Origin of the sequence: uncultured Marinobacter sp., assembly GCF_947259545.1 — a bacterium.
Classification (GTDB): domain Bacteria; phylum Pseudomonadota; class Gammaproteobacteria; order Pseudomonadales; family Oleiphilaceae; genus Marinobacter.
This window is the reverse complement of sequence record NZ_CAMYMK010000008.1, coordinates 436280-452970: the sequence shown is the minus strand read 5'-3', so window position 1 is coordinate 452970 and position 16691 is coordinate 436280. Positions and strand designations below refer to the sequence as shown.

Here is a 16691-nt window from a genome sequence, read left to right as displayed (position 1 = left end):
GCAGAAAGCTTATTACTGAAAATCCTTGAAGTGATGCGGCTCCGCTGCCAGGCACAGGCAGAGACTGCCGGGCCCCACATAGATACTGCTGGTGATCCCCATCTGGGACAATAATAATTCCACACCATGGCGTTCACACACATCCCGAAGATTATTGAGTCCGGGAAGGTCCTCAATCTCGGACCAGCTTAATCCGCAGGAAAGACTCACATAGGGCGTCAACAACCCCGCCTCAACCCTGGCGGCGGCATAGTTCATCACTTTCTCAACCGCGACATTGAAATCCCGCGTTTTCGCCACCGGTTCGCCAATGGCCCCTTTGCCAAAAATAACCGGAGTGATATTCAAAGCCTTGCCCAAAAACGCTACCAGGGCAGACACACTCTTGTCGCCCCGACGGCGGGCTCGCTCGCGGATGTAATGCAAATCACGGGGAATAACGCAGGTATATATATTGTCCGTAAAGCTATCCACTTGATGACGCAACGCATTCTTCGACAGTTTCTGTCCGATCAAATGGACCGTATGCGCCGCGAGCAAGCCCTGCCCTGCGAATATCTGCTTGCTGTCAATAACACGCATGGAAAACCTGCCTTCCCGTCCAGCGGCTTTCCGGGGCTCATGATAATGCGCCATGACGCCGTTCATTGCTTCTGATGCATTCTGATAAATCAAACTTCGCGTTCTGGTAACTGTTTCACAGATCGCCAAATCGTACTGTGTCACAATTTTTTCCATGAACAGATCGTGAATCTGCTCAGGCGTGAATGCCTGTGTTTCGGCGTGATGGCCACGTTGCAACAAACCGCTCTGATAGAATTCCTGGGTAGTAACAGGATCGTGATTATCAATATAGGTTTGACCGTCAATGACGGCGGTGACGGGAAGTATAAAAAGATCGTGCTTGCGACTAAATTCAAAGGGCAAGTCGCACGCAGAATCCACGATTAAACCAACTCGCATCGGTGCCTCCAGGTACGGGATATTCCCAAAAACGGGATTCCCTTTTTATTGTCGTTGTTTTAGGCAGCGGCCAGGCTTGCATACAGTAATCACTGTTTTCAGCAATCAGCTCTTACGCATCCGGCGCCAAGTTTTCCAGCTCCCGCAGATTGTCCTCCAGAAGTGAACGGTTATCCTGCTGCCATGGGTGAAATCCTTTACGGAAATAGGCCAGGAAATCCGGCAGGCATTGACGCAACACCCCGGGTTTACCCCAAAGGAAATTCAGTCCGCCAATCCAGGTCCGCAGACTCCAGAGTTTGCCGTCGGTTTTCAGCAGGCTACATGTATTAACGAAGGTGTACTTGAAAAAGTTCCAGGTCACGAACAAGAAGACAACACGCCTTAGCCTCTCATTGCCAATGCAATGACGATAGACATCAAAGGCAACGGATTTGTGCTCGGTTTCCTCAATGGCGTGCCAGCGCCACAAGGCCCTCATGGTCGGTGTTGCGCCGTCCATCCACTCGGGATGGCTCAGAATGGCATTGGCCAACACCGCGGTGTAATGCTCAGCGCCGCAGGTACCTGCGAGCTGTCGGCTTGCGGGAAGGCGGGCCACCCATTGCATATGTTTGCGGAATCGACGGTCCAGCCCATCAATATCATAGCCACGGGCTTTCAGAGCCTCGTTATAGCTCTTGTGCTCGCGGCTGTGTAACGCTTCCTGACCGATAAATCCGCGAATCTCCTCCGCCAGCTTGGGATCATCAATCCTGTCCCGGTAATGGCGCACCGCATTGATGAATTGCTGCTCACCGTCCGGAAACTGCAGGGATAATGCGTTGAAAAACGCGGTACGGAAGGCATCGTTACCGTGCCATAGAGTCTTGAGGTCCTCGGCGACGTCAAACCGCAGGTGCCGGGGAGCAACAGATACGTCGTCAGGTGTCGAGCTGATGGTCATGATTGCCTCCGGTTTTTATGATTATGAGATGGCGGACGAAAAACAATCAGCCATGTCAGTTTAAACCTGAAAAGCAAAAGGAAGGAAGTCGACAAGGAGCAAAATCGGACAATTTGTCACGAAATGACATTTAGTCAAAAAGGGGGGTATGGCGTTGCCGATACCCCCGAAGGACACACAGGGATTGGGTTGCCTCCGGTGCAGAAGCCGGAGGCAACCGGTTTAGTGCTATTCTGCGACTTGCGCACCCGGCGCTTCGGGGTCAGCAGTGAAGCCAAGCAATTTGGTGCGCTCAATCAGCAAATAAAGAACCGCGCCAGTGGCCAGCCCCCAGCCTGCGCCGTAGACAGCTAGTACCACACCCATGGTGCCGGCTATTCCACGTTCGGTATTGTTTTCCAACTGCTCCAGCCCCACCATCAGGCAGATGTAACCGGTCAGCAACAGGGTCAGGGACAGCGCAATGGGCAGCACCGGTTGAAAGAAACTCACCAGCGGCAGCATGAACAGCGCGATAAAACCGGTAATCCAGAAGGTGCCACCGCCACTGTAGATGGAATCCATGGCGTCACGACCATACTTGTAACGTTCGGCCATAGTGGCAGTAACGGCTGTCCAGATCGGGCCAGCCAGTCCGGGGTATGGCGCAAAGAAGGCATGACCACCGTTGCGGATGGCGGTTACCAGGTGAACCCGGTCAATGCTGTTGTCGATGTCCTCATCCTTACGCAGGTGATCCACGCGATTCATCAGGGATTGGCCGACAACGATATCGCCGAAGGCAATGACATAGGCAATCACAGCGGTCGGAATGGCATACATGAAGACGCTCGCATCCGGGAAACCAACCGCAAATGGCAGGTAGTTCCATAATTCGTCAAATGCCGGTTTTGTAATGCCCCACTCGACGTTCGGAACCGCATACTCACCGGTTGCAAAGCCCACCAGAATGGCAACCACCATCCCCGGAACCATACCGTAGTTGGCGATTTTGCGGGCAAGATTGCTGGTATCCACGAAGCCCTTGAAAGATACCGAAAACATCAGATACAGACACACCAGGCCGCCGCCGATCAGCGAGATCGGGGTTTCCGCCAACCGTCCGCCAGCTTCGATTTCCCCCATCAGCGCGGCGATACCGGCACCGATGATGATGCCGCCTTTCATCGAACGGGGAATCAGTTCCACCAGCTTGCTGCCAAGGCGGGTAACCCCCAGCACCAGGAAGATAATGAACACCAGGAACTGCAGCGCAAACAGGGCCTGGATGGCTTCGGGACCGGGTTCGTAGTCACCCAGAAACAGCAGCACTACCGGAATGCCCGGGGTGATCCAGCCCGGCACCAATGGCACGCCCAACAAAGCCGGCAGCATGAAGCCGATGCCACAGATGACTACGTAGGCCAGCGCCACGTCATAGGGCACGCCCAGGTATTTCTCCAGCAGCGGTATCATTGCCAGACTGACCACAAACATGATCAGTGCCTGAACCATCTCCGCGAATTCCCAGCGGTAATGCACGAACGGCAAGCGGATCTTGAAAGGACCAGCAGGCCAGTAAGGCTGCTCTTCCCCATTGTTTCGATGAAAAATTTGCATAACAAGGTCTCCGGGTGCACGCGAATGCGTGCACCTGATGTTGTTTTTGTGGGGGTTAGTAAAAGGCGACGAGCGCCAGATCAGAAAGGCGCCGGGTTACTCCAGCTCTTTCGCCTGGTCACGAAGCACAAACTTCTGGATCTTGCCGGTGGACGTCTTGGGCAGCTCCGAGAAAATCACCGTCTTGGGTACCTTGAAGCGGGCCAGGTGCTCACGACAGAAGTTGATGACATCTTCCTCGCTGACATCGCCAGCTTCCGGCTTGAGGGTGACGAAGGCGCAGGGCGTTTCGCCCCACTTCTCGTCCGGTCGGGCAACCACCGCGGCCTCAAGCACCGCAGGATGGCGGTAGAGGGTGTCCTCCACTTCGATGGTGGAGATGTTCTCGCCGCCGGAAATAATGATGTCTTTCAGGCGGTCCTTGATTTCCATGTAGCCGTCTTCATGCCACACCGCCAGATCCCCGGTGTGGAACCAGCCGCCCCGGAAGGCTTCTTCGGTGGCTTTCGGGTTCTTCAGATAACCCTTCATCACGGTATTACCGCGCAGGAAAATCTCGCCGATGGTCTTGCCGTCTTTGGGGACCGCTTCCATGGTATTGGGATCACCCACCATGGTGCCTGCCAGGGTGTGATAACGAACGCCCTGGCGTGCTTTCTTTCTGGCGCGATCGTGCAGCGGCAAGGCATCCCATTCAGATTTCCAGGCGCAGACCGTCACCGGACCATACACCTCCGTGAGGCCGTAAACATGGGTGACTGCAATGCCCATCTCTTCGATGGCACCGATCACCTGCGCAGGGGGCGCCGCACCTGCAGTCATCGACTTCACTTCGTGATCAATACCAGTCTTGGCCGATTCAGGCACATTTAGCAGAGCATTGAGTACAATTGGCGCGCCACACATGTGGGTGACCTGATGATCGCGGATCAATTGCAGGATCTTTTCCGGGTCTACCCGACGCAGGCACACGTGAGTACCGGCCATGGCGGTAATGGTCCAGGGGAAACACCAGCCGTTGCAGTGAAACATCGGCAGGGTCCAGAGGTACACCGGGTGCATGTCCATGGACCACACAGTCTGGTTGCCCAGGGAGTTGAGGTAGGCGCCACGGTGGTGATACACCACCCCCTTCGGGTTGCCAGTGGTACCGGAGGTGTAGTTCAGGGAAATTGCATCCCACTCGTTTTCCGGAAAGCGCCACGCATAGTTCGGATCCCCTTCCTGCAGGAAAGCTTCATAGTCCAGATCACTAACCTGGGTGCCTTCGCCGTATTCCGGGTCGTCCACGTCAATCACCAGCGGCTGGGTGTCGAGGCGGCTTACAGCATCGCGGATCACCTCGCCGAATTCACGATCGGCAATCACCACCTTCGCTTCGCCATGTCCCAGCATGAATGCAATGGCTTCCGCGTCCAGGCGAACATTGAGGGCATTGAGCACCGCACCGATCATCGGCACGCCGAAATGACACTCCACCATAGCAGGGATATTAGGCAGCATCACCGCCACAGTATCACCACGGCCAATGCCGCGACCGGCCAAGGCAGAGGCGAGACGACGGCTGCGATCGTATGTCTGCTGCCAGGTATAACGCAGTGCCCCATGAATCACGGCCGGGTACTCCGGGTACACACTGGCCGTGCGTTCGATAAAATCGATGGGAGACTGAACAGCGTAGTTGGCATCAAGGGGTGCGAGACCCTGTTCAAAAATCGAGGTCATAAGTGTGGTCCTCTATGAGCGGCATTGTTCTTATGGTGTATTCAGGGAGTACGCCACAACAGCTATACTTCAACATAGCCAAAATAGTATTTGATAGGGAATATACTAGAAATTACACCAATGTATTATAGTGCAATTACTATATCTACATCAGATAGTGAGACGTTATCCCCTTGACCAAGCTTAGCCCACTTCAAGACCTCGACCCGGAAGCCACCCTTATTCTGGATGCCAGCGCACAGGTGAAAGGTAAAAATCTTGCAGCCTCAAAACTGTGCCAGCACTGTCATCACAATGAAGCAGCGGCCTTGCTACCGACCAACACCCGGGCGTTGGTCAAGGCTTGCCTGGTTCAGCAGCGGGCCATTGAATCCGTTGAAAGCCGTGTGTCGAGCTGCATTTTATTATGGACATTCATACCCGTGCCCGGCACCGGTGAGGTGATTGCACGCGGGCGCAATGCCACCGAAGAGATCCTGGCCCGAGACGAGGCAGCCCGAGCCAGCCGGCTGTATCGCCTGATCACCGAAAACACCACAGACCTGATCTCCCGCCACGCGCCCGACGGACAGTTTATCGATGCCACCCCCGCATCCTGGCGTTTACTGGGATATTGGCCCGAGGAACTTCGCGGCAAACCTTTGGAGGACATCTTTCGGGGAACCGGAGTGAGCCAGCAACTGGAGGACACCCGGCGCAAGCTCAGGGATGATGGGTACGCCACCATGACCCTGAACATCACCCATCGAGACGGCAGCAAACGCTGGTTCGAGATCGCCAGCCGCGCCATTCGCGAAACCTATACCGGCGCGGTGATCGAAGTGGTCAGTGTGTCCCGGGATATTACTGCGCGGGTGGAGTCCGAAGAACATAACCGTCGGCTGGCAGATGAACTGGCCCATACCGCGCGGCTGGCCACCCTTGGCGAACTGGCCTCCGGTATTGCCCATGAAATGAACCAGCCACTGGCCACCATTGTGAACTTTGCCTGCGCCAGTCAACGCTACCTGAAGCAGTCGCGGGACAACCCGGACTGCCTGGCCCGGGTGGACGATGGCCTGCAGCGCATTACCCATCATGCCAACCGGGCGTCGGAAGTAATCAAGCGCCTACGCGCCTTCCTCCGCAAGGGCCAGAAGCGTACCGCGCCCATTCCGGTCAACGATGTCATCACTAACGTGGCACGCCTGTGCCAGTGGGAGGCGGAAAAACACGGCACCACTATCCGGGCGCAGCTCTCAGATCCCGGTCCGGTCATCACCGCCGATCCGGTCCTGCTGGAGCAGGTACTGATCAATCTGATTCGCAACGGCATCGACGCCAACGCTGAAACCGGGAGCGAGCGCCCGTCCCGGATAACCCTCACCAGCACGGTCACTGAAGACCAGGAAACCCTGATCCAGGTCACCGATCAGGGACCGGGGTTGGACGACGAGGGACTGCGCCAGATGTTCACGCCGTTTTACACCAACAAACCCCAGGGCCTGGGGCTCGGGCTGTCCATGAGCCGTTCCATTATCGAGGGTTTCGGCGGCTTCCTGGACGCCACCAGAGCCGAGCATCGTGGGCTGACGTTGACCTGCCGGTTCCCGCCCTCGATATCCTCACGCCATAAACCTGTTCATATAACGGAGACACCCCCACATGACTGACGCCTCTACCACCGTATACGTGGTCGATGACGATGCCGGCATGCTCGAATCCACCCAGTGGCTGCTGGAGTCCGTTGGTCTCAACGTCCAGGCGTATGCGGACGGCCGCCAGTTTCTGGAGACCCTGGCAGACGCCACCAGCGGGTGTGTGATTCTTGATGTGAGAATGCCGGGGCTCGGTGGGCTGAATGTGCAGGAAGAATTGCAGAAACGCGGTTCCCGGCTGCCGATTATCTTTGTGTCCGGGCACGCGGATGTCCCGATTGTCGTGAGAGCCTTCAAGTCAGGCGCCTTCGACTTCATTGAAAAGCCGTTCAATGAGCAGCTGTTACTCGACAGCGTGCAGCAGGCATTGCAGGAACATCAGCAAACCAGCCTGCAGCAACGCGGAGACGAAGACACCGAAGCATTGATCGCCACCCTCACTCGTCGAGAAAGGGATGTGTTCCTGCCGCTGGCCCAGGGGTATACCAGTCGCGAGATCGCCGAGATGCTGGATGTCAGTATCAAAACCATTGACCTGTACCGCTCCCGGGTCATGAAACGCCTGGGTGCGGAACGGACGCAGGATGTGACGGGCATCGCTATTGCTGCCGGACTGATTGATCCGCTGGATCTGCGAAACTCAGCCGTTGAGTGATAGCTCCGCCAACTCCCCCAGCCTGCGCACCGCGCCTTCAATACGTTCAGTCCAGGGGTTGGCGCTGTTCAGCCTGAGGCAATTGTTGTATTTGTCGGCAGTCGAGAACATCAGTCCCGGGGCGACATTGATGCTTTCCTCCCGGGCCCGGCGGTAGACCTCTGTGCCGGTATTCTTGCCCGGTAATTGGACCCAAAGCACAAACCCGCCCTGGGGCCGGCTCACCGCTGTGCCCTCCGGGAACCAACGCGCTACGGCCGCTCGCATCCGCTCCGTCGTCTGCCTGTAGTTCTGTCTGGCCGAACGCAGGTAGCGGTCATAGCTGCCCTGCTCCAGAAAATGCGCCACCGCCAGCTGCGGGATGCTGGAAGTCGCCAGGTTAACGAAATACTTGTGTTGACGCGCTTCAGCCATGTAGCGCCCGGGCACCATCCAGCCCAGCCGAAGCCCAGGGGAAATGGTTTTCGAGAACGAGCTGCAGTAAATCACATTGCCGCTCCGGTCAAAGGCCTTGGCCGGCCGCGGGCGTTCGCCGCTGTGGAACAGGTCGCCATAGATATCGTCCTCAATCAGCGGCACCCGCGCATCCTCCAGCATGGTCACCAACTGGCGCTTGCGCTCATCGGACATGCGCGCGCCCATGGGATTGCTGTGGTTGGTCACCACCACACAGGCTTTGACCGGCCACTGCTCCAACGCCATTTCCAGGCCTTCCAGGCTCAACCCGTCGGATGGGTGGGTGGGCACCTCAATAACCCGTAGGCCCACCACTTCCAGCGCATGAAGAATACCGGGGAAAGAGGGAGACTCCACCACCACGATATCGCCAGGGACGGTCACCGCCCGCAGGGCCAGAATGATGGCTTCCTGGGCGCCGTTGGTGGCGAGAATATCGTCAGCGGTAACAGGCACCCCGATGGCCGCCATACGCTGGGCCAGCTGACGACGATAGGACTCTTTTCCGGGAAAGGCATAATCCTGGTATTCCAGGCCCCGCCGACCGGCCCAAAGGATGGACTGCTGAATCTGCCTGACCGGCAGGAAATCCGGGTGCGGAACAGCAGCCGCCAGGGGCACCATGCGTTTCTGCTCATCGGCACACAGTTCCAGCGCCATGTCCCGGGCACTGACAGGCATCGGTCGTGCCCGGTAGCGCCGCATAACCGGCTCCGGCGCCTCTTTTGCCGGCAACCGCACGAAATAGCCGCTGCGTTCTCGGGCTTCCAGGTAGCCCCTGCCCTCCAGTGTCTGGTGCGCCTGCAGAATGGTCGAAATACTCACGCCAAACTGCCGGCTCAACACCCGTACGCCAGGCAAACGCTCGCCTTCGCGATAGACGCCATCGCGAATCAGGGCCTGAAGCTGGTCTGCCACCTGATTATAGAGAATACCCATAGCGCTATCCTGCCAAACCTGAGACGCCTGCGGGCAGTACAGATGGCCCGAATCTTTACCGGTACAGATACCCTCCCAAACCATCTGTACCGGTTCAAAAACAGATTATCTGAATCTGTTCCGGATGTCAGCCTGGGAACACAATGGAATCGTCGTCACTGGAAGAAGGAATTTCACCATGTACGCACTGACCAGGGCTCTGCCCCAGACTATCGCTACACCGCCACGCAGTAGCAGGAAAGACCTGCTGGCACTATACGATGCACCATACACGCCTGTTTCGCTGAAAGGCATGCGGGCAACCCTGCAATGGCTGGATGATCTTGGATTTCAGGTGAACCGAGAACAACAGGATCACTGGGTGGTCACCCACACTCACCCATTGCCTGAACTGCATTTTTACAGTGAAATCGAGCTTGAACGGTTTGCCACCGGAAAAGCTCACCACTACGCCAAACGACTTCTCAGGGAGACAAGTCAATGAGTTATCCGATTTACCAGGTCGACGCTTTTACCAGTGAACTGTTCGGCGGCAACCCGGCTGCGGTCATGCCACTGGAAAGCTGGCTCACGGACGAGACACTGCAGGCCCTCGCCCTCGAAAACAACCTGTCGGAAACGGCTTTCTTCGTGGCCGAGAAAGACGATCCAGAGGTGGATTTTCATATTCGCTGGTTTACGCCGGGCGCCGAAGTCCCCCTGTGCGGTCATGCCACGCTCGCCAGTGCCTGGATCATTTTCAACAAGCTGGGCTGGACCAAAGACACCGTGCACTTCCGGTCAAAGAGCGGCATTCTCGGTGTTCGCCAGACCGATGATGGCTGGCTGACCCTGGACTTCCCGAGACTCGACTGGCAGGAACAGCCAACGCCGGAACTGCTCAAGCAAGCACTACCGAACGTAAAGGACACGGTTCTGTTCGTTCCCAATGACACCAACTACCTGGTTTCCCTGGATTCGGAGCAGGCAGTGATTGACGCCAAACCGGACATCCGGCTGCTGAAGCAACTGGGCAACCAGGGCGTGATTGTCACCGCCCCGGGCGGGGACTGTGATTTCGTCAGTCGCTATTTTGCGCCGGGCGTGGGCATTGACGAGGACCCGGTCACCGGTTCCATTCACAGCGTACTGGTGCCCTATTGGGCGGAACGTGTGGGGGGTACAACATTCCAGGCCCGGCAACTCTCCGCCCGTGGTGGCGAACTGCGCTGTGAACTGAAAGGCGACCGGGTCGACATAGCCGGACGGGCCGCGTTCTACATGGAGGGCCAGGTGTACCTCTGACCGGCTGTTTCAGGAGCTCACCGCCGTACCTGGCAGACGTCGCCGACGCCAATCCGTATAATCTCCGCACCTTTTAACGGATTGCGGTTTTACCATGGCTTCAGACTACGACGTGATTATCATCGGTGCCGGGGCGGCGGGCCTGATGTGCGCCGCCACCGCAGGCTATCGCGGGCGCCGGGTCCTGGTGCTGGACCATGCCAACAAACCCGGCAAGAAAATCCTGATGTCCGGCGGTGGGCGCTGCAATTTCACCAACCTCAACAGCACCCCCGCCAACTTCCTGTCGCAGAACCCCCACTTCTGCATCTCCGCCCTGAAGCGCTACACGCCCCAGCATTTTCTCGAGCTTGTGGAGCGCCATGGCATTGAGCACGAAGAAAAGGCGGCCGGGCAGCTGTTCTGCCGGGACAGCGCCAAGGACATCCTCAACCTGCTGCTGACCGAGTGTGAATGGGCCGGCGCCGAGATTCGCATGAAAACCCAGGTACGGGACATTACCGAACTATCCGGCGGTTATCGGCTGACGACCGGCTCGGGCACCCTGAGTTGCGAATCCCTCGTCATCGCCTGCGGCGGCCTGTCCATCCCCACTATGGGGGCGACCGGTTTCGGTTATGACATCGCACGGCAGTTCGGGCTTGAAGTGCTGCCAACCCGTGCAGGCCTGGTGCCTTTCACACTCCATCCAGAGCTGAAACAGCAACTCGCGCCCCTGTCCGGTATCAGCTGCCCGGTGGATGTCAGCTGTCACAGTGAGCACTTCCGAGAGCCGATGCTGGTCACCCATCGCGGTCTCAGCGGGCCGGCCATGCTGCAGATCTCCAGCTTCTGGGAGCCCGGGGACAGTCTGGCTGTCAACCTGCTGCCCGCCTGCCAGATCCGCGAAGACCTGTTGTCACTGCGCAAGGAGAAGCCACAATCCACCGTTGGCCAGTACCTCGCCCAGCACCTGCCCAAACGGTTTGCCCAGGCATTCAATGACCTCAATGGCTGGACCGGCCCCCTACAGGGCTACAAGAATACCGACATCGAACAGGTGGCAAACACCCTCGGTCAATGGTCCATCAAACCAGCCGGTACAGAGGGGTATCGTACCGCGGAGGTGACCCTTGGCGGCGTAGATACCCGCCAGCTGTCCTCAAAAACCATGGCGGTACTGGATCAACCGAACCTGTATTTCATCGGCGAGGTGGTCGATGTGACCGGGCATCTGGGCGGGCATAATTTCCAGTGGGCCTGGGCATCGGGCGTCGCGGCGGGGAACGCAGCCTGAAGGTGACTTCTCATAATTCCGAATCAGACAATTGCAATTGTTTTGAGACAACGAACTTTAATTCATTATCGTTTTTAGACAATCTCGAAAGTTTGCTGCTCAACTCAGAAGACTGTTCTCTGAGGTGAGGGTCAGTCCCGCTGATAAGTGGACCTTTATCGGTATAAGTAAATATTGGAGGGTAAAAGAACGTTATATAGGTGAGCCTTTGTCCAAGGCTGGCCAAGAGCACCTCTTGTCATCAGCTTTATCCGAAAAGTGCATCGACCAAATCGTCATAGTCGATCCCCAAAAGGCTGTCGTAGTCAATATAAAAACCAGACCGTTTGTAATGTGCATCGGAAATGTAAACAAAATCCTTTCTGGATGTAATTTCCCGATCCCATCGCTCAAGCAACCACCACCCCAACTCTTGGCATCCTGAGGCTACATGAATGGCATTGAGTCCGCGATTGGGCTCCAGTGAACGCAGAAACTCATCATGCAGCTTGGAAAGCCGCATAAGCTCCGCAGAATTATCAGATTCATCCATAAGTCAGTCTCCTCAGACCACTCCATTAACCTAAGTCAGAGGATAACATGTCAAGCGCCTCTAAAACGGAACAGACAATATATTCCAAAAGGTTATATAAGATGTCAACCTTTAAGGGTTTAATAATCAATTGAATAAAAAAATGCTCAAGATTCAGCAACAAATACATAATCTTGCCTCACCAATATTTACCCATTAAATATCTATAAAACAATTATTTATAATTAAATTAAACAAGAACTTATGAGAAAAAGGTATTTCTCAAACTCAAAATAACCTCGGTATAATTTTGCAAACTGATCGAGGGTTGAAAGTGAAAAAAAGAAAAGGAATAAAAATCGATGACAGAGAAAGGTGGATTAGAGATTGGCAAAAAAATTGGGACAATGGAATTTACGCCCCATTTATCAGGACAGAAGACGTTCCATCTTCAGGCACTAAGCATAGGTGCAGAGGCGTTCACTCAAATCGCGTCCATCATTTACTATCGACAAACGAGTACTATTTTTTTATTTACCTTGAGTCCCAGCCGGACGTCCTAGAGATAAATGAGCAGTTTCCAATGCTTCCTTTAAGCCTTACAAGAAACGTCGCCAATGCATTGAACATCAAGCACCCGAGGTATCCTGGAACCTCTACTGATATGGTTATGACCACAGACTTTCTTGTTCGACTCAAAAACGGTGACCTCCGAGCTTACTCGATCAAACCATCCGATGCATTAAGGAATGATCGCGTCATAAAAAAACAAGCTATAGAAAAGGGATACTGGGAGCTTCAAGGCGTTCAATGGGAGATCATTCTAGATGACCAACTAAAAACGACTTTCAGCAGAAATCTTAGTATGCTACGTAGCTTTGCAAACCTTCCAAATGAATACTCAGCCATTGCAAATAAATGGGCTGACGCTTTCGACCTGATAGTTCACACAAATAAATATGAAAGACTGTCTGTAACGGTAAATGAATTATCCAATATTTTTGACATAGATTACAAAGCCTCTTCATCAATATTATTTTATTGCCTGTGGCATAAAACCATTAAGTCAAATCTCAATGTTACCGTAAGACTGGAAAAAACACCGTTCGATTTGGGGATTGCAAAGTAGTGCTCACTGTAAACACTCTCTTAGTGCCTACAGAGGGCATCGAAAGAAGCCCAATACCAGAAATAATGGTCGTGATTTATTGCGATTACTCAACAAATCGATTATTCATAATAAACTACCAGAGCAAAGCAAGAAAGCCGATCTTATTCCCCATAGATAGTGTAACTTATTGGATCGAGGATAATTTAATAGCCACGGCTGAAATGGAGCTACCATCCTTCTATCTGCTCCCAGACTCAAAGCACACTCAAAAATCGATTGAATCACGCGATAAGCGCTTCGCTGCTATCAAACCAGTGGTTGAGAGACTTGAGGAGTTTCTCGTTCCGAGCTATGGGTCAAATTTGGTAACAGTTGCGGCTGAAACTTCTGGTTTTAGCAGGTATCAAATATATCAATGGACTTATACTTTCCTTCGTCGAGGCCAGACGAAGAATGCTCTTCTTTCAGATAACCGAAACAAGGTCAGTAGTAACAGAAAACTCTCGGGAGTCAGACTCGGGCGAAGACCGAAAGTTCCTAACACCCCATATAAACAGAAAACAAAATCCGATGAACGTAATCTCGAACGAATTCTTAAAAAAGAATATTTAAAAGTAGGTGGCAAACCGCTTACTAAAGTTCATCAAGAGTTTCTGAAATTGCATTTTTCTTCGCATAAAAGTGTTTCTCCTAATGGTCAATTTCACTACGATATAAAACAGGGTGATAATTGCTACCCAGATATCGTGCAATTCCGAAGCTGGACAGCGTCTTACTTAAAAAAGAAAGGAGTCAATGCCCGGGAAACACGCATGGGCAATAGTAAGTTCAAGAAGGATCTGAAAGGACGCTCAGGGGACGCTATTCGCCCCAATGGTCCAGGCGAAATCTATCAAATAGATGCTACTGTTGGCGACCTGCAACTCGTATCTCAATTCGATAAGCTTCGGAACCTCTTGGTAGGGCGGCCAACCGTGTACTCTGTGGCCGACGTCTTCTCAGAGGCCATCGTTGGCCTCCATGTATCACTCGCTCCTCCTTCCTGGAACGGAATGCGGCTAGCCCTTTTTAACGCTTTTCGACCCAAAGCTGCCTTTGCTGCGGAGTTTGGGCTGTCTATTCAAGATCATGACTGGCCCATGTCTGTGCCTTGCCTCAAGCTCTTTGGCGACAACGCAGAACTCACCTCCAAGCTTTCGGAGAGCCTCATCGAAGATCTCGGGATTACCGTGCAATTCGGTCGCCCTTACCGGGGCGATGATAAGGGATTGGTCGAAAAATCTTTCGATCATTTCAACAAGGGGCTTATTTCTAACCTACCAGGGTTTGTACGGAAAGATTCGAATTCAAGAGGTGAAAAAGATCCCAAACATGACGCTTTGCTGACACTTACTGAGCTGTATCGACTATTGATCCTGTATGTCATTCACCATAACAACTTTCTTGAGTGTCCATCACGGCTCATCACCTCTGAAATATCATCTGACGGTGTACCCCATCGACGGAGGGACGTCTGGCACTGGGGGGTAACTAATCGCCCATTTTCCGGAAAGCACATCCCCGAAGAGCACCTTTATATGGATTTACTTGAAAAAGGTGAAGCTTCTGTCCACCGAGAAGGAGTTTATTTCAAGCAGCTATGGTATGTCTGCCAATGGACGTTAGCTAACGGTCATCAGGACCAAAAGGCCAACCGAAACCGCGCCAAAGTTTTTGATGTTCGCTTCATGCGTCATTCCACTGACCGCATCTTCCTGTGCACATCAGACGGCTTAAAGATTGCCTACCTAAAGGCCGACTCTGATCGATTCAAAGGCCAATCATTTGACGAAGTTGAATTCCAACTCAATCAGGAACGCGTTAAGCGGTTTGAACGGAGGCCAGAGGAGCTTAGTTCAGCATTGTCACTTATAGAAACCACCGAACAAACGATCAAGGCAGCCCGATTAGAACAAGTCAAATTGTCCAAGTCGCAGATCGCAAATCAGTCGTTAATCGATAATCGCGCTCCAGACCTCGAACTCGAGAAACTGCGTGAATGCGAGCGACTGCAAATTTATTCAGATTTACATTACGGCGCTGCTGAACAGGCAGACATCCAACAGAGTATTGAAGGCCAATCCAAACGCAATTCGGCCCACCATGATGTAATGACTGGGCTTTTAGGGGGCAGCAATGACAACGATAGCTAAAGCCGAATATTTTCCCCAACGCTTGCAGGAAAACCAAGGCAACCCGCTCATTGAGGCAGTCCCACCTAGACTCTCGCCGGAACAGTTGATTAAGGCCGTCGCTCGACTACCTGGTTTCGATCCTGCCCAACGCGTTTGGCAGGATCATGAGCGTGAACTTCTCATCAAACGATTGGAACGTTGTGTCATTCCACTCTCGGTTTATCAAGATGTCTACGCAACAATATACACAACCCTGATCGCAGGCTATCAAGACAGAAACCCGGTGCGGCCAGCGACTCGGCAGTGGCTTTATGGAGTGACTCAGAACGTTCAGATCAACAGTAAAACCACAGCGGACTCACTACTCTTAACCGGGCTATCAGGGGCAGGAAAAAGCACTCTTATAAACAGCATTTTGTCATGCTTTCCTCAGATCATTGAACATGAAATCTATGCCGATCAACCTTTTTCACAGCAACAGGTAGTGTTCCTGAAGATCGAGATCCCACCAGATGCATCTCGGAAAGCACTTTGCTTAAGCTTCTTCTTCGCCATCGATGAAGTGCTCGGTACTGATTATTACCAGCAATATAGCAACACACGAAAAAGCATTGATCAGTTGGAAACCGCCATCCATCAGATCTGTGCAAGCCATTGCGTGGGGATACTAATAATAGATGAGTTCCAAAACCTCAATGTTGCGAAGGCAGGGGGCGAAGAAGTCATCCTTCAGTTTTTTGACTCGATAACGAATAACGCAAAAATCCCAATCATCAAAGTGGGCACACCCGCAGCATTACGTCTTTTCAGCGCAAAGTTCAGATCGGGAAGGCGTGCTGGTAGCGCCGGTTTCTACGAACTGGGCCAGCTCAAGAGTGACGAACAAGATTGGAAGACTCTTGTCCGTGCAGTTTGGACATACCAATGGGTGAAAAACCCAAAGAGACTAGACCAGAAACTCGAGAGTACACTTTACGAGCTTTCACAGGGGATCCCGTTCTGCCTGTTCAAGCTCATGCAGCTCGCAAACCTTGAAGGAATCTCATCTGGAGTCGAATCCATTTCAGCATCAACTCTAAGAAGCGTCTACACGCAACACTTCGGATTATTGAGGCACGCATTGTCTGCACTGCGGAAGGGAAATCCAAGGCAATACGAGGACCTGCTGCCAGTTTCCGTTTGGCTCGAGGGAGGAGGCGGTTCCGTGCCAATCGGGCACCTTATAAATCTCGCGAAAACTGAAGAATTCCGGGGAGATGCAGCCAAAATGGTCAAAAACCATGTGGATGATGCCATCGCTGAGGCTGGACTGTCAGCAAGCCAGAAACGGCAGCTCTTCAAGATCAAAGAAAATCTCGAAACAAAATTAGCAGAAGGCAAAGGCGCGGAGTTTCTTGGTGGAGAGGCCGAATAGC

14 protein-coding genes are annotated in these 16691 nt (G+C 53.4%); 8 read left to right on the top strand and 6 right to left on the bottom strand.

The annotated features are described in order from the left end of the window. Window positions 1-12: 12 nt before the first annotated feature. From Q0Y21_RS13765 to Q0Y21_RS13750, 4 genes are all read right to left on the bottom strand, one after another. Entirely contained in the window at window positions 13-963 is a 951-nt protein-coding gene (locus Q0Y21_RS13765) for a DegV family protein (protein WP_297796580.1), read from the bottom strand. Between the two features lie 112 nt (window positions 964-1075). Continuing rightward, complete coding sequence (locus Q0Y21_RS13760) at window positions 1076-1909, bottom strand: metal-dependent hydrolase (protein ID WP_297796577.1); 834 nt, start codon at window positions 1907-1909, stop codon at window positions 1076-1078. Window positions 1910-2137: 228 nt separating this feature from the next. Continuing rightward, window positions 2138-3508 carry a solute carrier family 23 protein gene (locus Q0Y21_RS13755; RefSeq protein ID WP_297796574.1) on the bottom strand — a complete coding sequence of 457 codons (1371 nt, stop codon included), beginning with the start codon at window positions 3506-3508 and terminating at the stop codon, window positions 2138-2140. 96 nt (window positions 3509-3604) lie between these two features. Next, window positions 3605-5233, bottom strand: a complete 1629-nt coding sequence (locus tag Q0Y21_RS13750) for an acyl-CoA synthetase (RefSeq protein WP_297796571.1) — start codon at window positions 5231-5233, stop codon at window positions 3605-3607. A gap of 173 nt (window positions 5234-5406) precedes the next feature. On the opposite strand from Q0Y21_RS13750, the gene Q0Y21_RS13745 reads away from it, so the two are divergent. Both Q0Y21_RS13745 and Q0Y21_RS13740 read left to right on the top strand, forming a co-directional pair. Further along, window positions 5407-6885, top strand: a complete 1479-nt coding sequence (locus Q0Y21_RS13745; protein ID WP_297796569.1) for an ATP-binding protein — start codon at window positions 5407-5409, stop codon at window positions 6883-6885. Continuing rightward, entirely contained in the window at window positions 6878-7525 is a 648-nt protein-coding gene (locus Q0Y21_RS13740) for a response regulator (protein ID WP_297796566.1), read from the top strand. Before Q0Y21_RS13745 ends, Q0Y21_RS13740 begins: the two co-directional genes overlap by 8 nt. On the opposite strand, the gene Q0Y21_RS13735 is transcribed toward Q0Y21_RS13740, so the two are convergent. Further along, window positions 7511-8920, bottom strand: a complete 1410-nt coding sequence (locus tag Q0Y21_RS13735) for a PLP-dependent aminotransferase family protein (RefSeq protein WP_297796563.1) — start codon at window positions 8918-8920, stop codon at window positions 7511-7513. The two genes, Q0Y21_RS13740 and Q0Y21_RS13735, sit on opposite strands and share 15 nt — an antisense overlap. Before the next feature lie 178 nt (window positions 8921-9098). Here Q0Y21_RS13735 and Q0Y21_RS13730 point away from each other — a divergent pair, with 178 nt between their 5' ends. The 3 genes from Q0Y21_RS13730 to Q0Y21_RS13720 all read left to right on the top strand — a co-directional run bounded on the left by Q0Y21_RS13730 (window position 9099) and on the right by Q0Y21_RS13720 (window position 11480). Further along, on the top strand, window positions 9099-9404 hold the full coding sequence (locus Q0Y21_RS13730; protein WP_297796560.1) for a hypothetical protein: 306 nt from the start codon (window positions 9099-9101) through the stop codon (window positions 9402-9404). Continuing rightward, on the top strand, window positions 9401-10204 hold the full coding sequence (locus Q0Y21_RS13725; RefSeq protein WP_297796557.1) for a PhzF family phenazine biosynthesis protein: 804 nt from the start codon (window positions 9401-9403) through the stop codon (window positions 10202-10204). The genes Q0Y21_RS13730 and Q0Y21_RS13725 overlap by 4 nt, the downstream gene beginning before the upstream one ends. Window positions 10205-10298: 94 nt before the next feature. Beyond that, a complete protein-coding gene (locus Q0Y21_RS13720; RefSeq protein WP_297796554.1) occupies window positions 10299-11480 on the top strand; it encodes an NAD(P)/FAD-dependent oxidoreductase in 1182 nt (393 codons plus the stop codon). 247 nt (window positions 11481-11727) lie between these two features. On the opposite strand, the gene Q0Y21_RS13715 is transcribed toward Q0Y21_RS13720, so the two are convergent. Then, window positions 11728-12012, bottom strand: coding sequence for a hypothetical protein (locus Q0Y21_RS13715; protein ID WP_297796551.1), 285 nt, complete (start codon window positions 12010-12012; stop codon window positions 11728-11730). Window positions 12013-12325: 313 nt separating this feature from the next. Between Q0Y21_RS13715 and Q0Y21_RS13710 the strand changes: the two genes are divergently transcribed. The 3 genes from Q0Y21_RS13710 to Q0Y21_RS13700 are packed head-to-tail and all read left to right on the top strand — an operon-like array spanning window position 12326 to window position 16690. Then, complete coding sequence (locus tag Q0Y21_RS13710) at window positions 12326-13120, top strand: TnsA endonuclease N-terminal domain-containing protein (RefSeq protein WP_297796548.1); 795 nt, start codon at window positions 12326-12328, stop codon at window positions 13118-13120. Then, window positions 13120-15294, top strand: coding sequence for a hypothetical protein (locus Q0Y21_RS13705; protein ID WP_297796545.1), 2175 nt, complete (start codon window positions 13120-13122; stop codon window positions 15292-15294). Before Q0Y21_RS13710 ends, Q0Y21_RS13705 begins: the two co-directional genes overlap by 1 nt. Next, on the top strand, window positions 15278-16690 hold the full coding sequence (locus Q0Y21_RS13700) for an AAA family ATPase (RefSeq protein WP_297796542.1): 1413 nt from the start codon (window positions 15278-15280) through the stop codon (window positions 16688-16690). Before Q0Y21_RS13705 ends, Q0Y21_RS13700 begins: the two co-directional genes overlap by 17 nt. Window position 16691 lies beyond the last annotated feature (1 nt).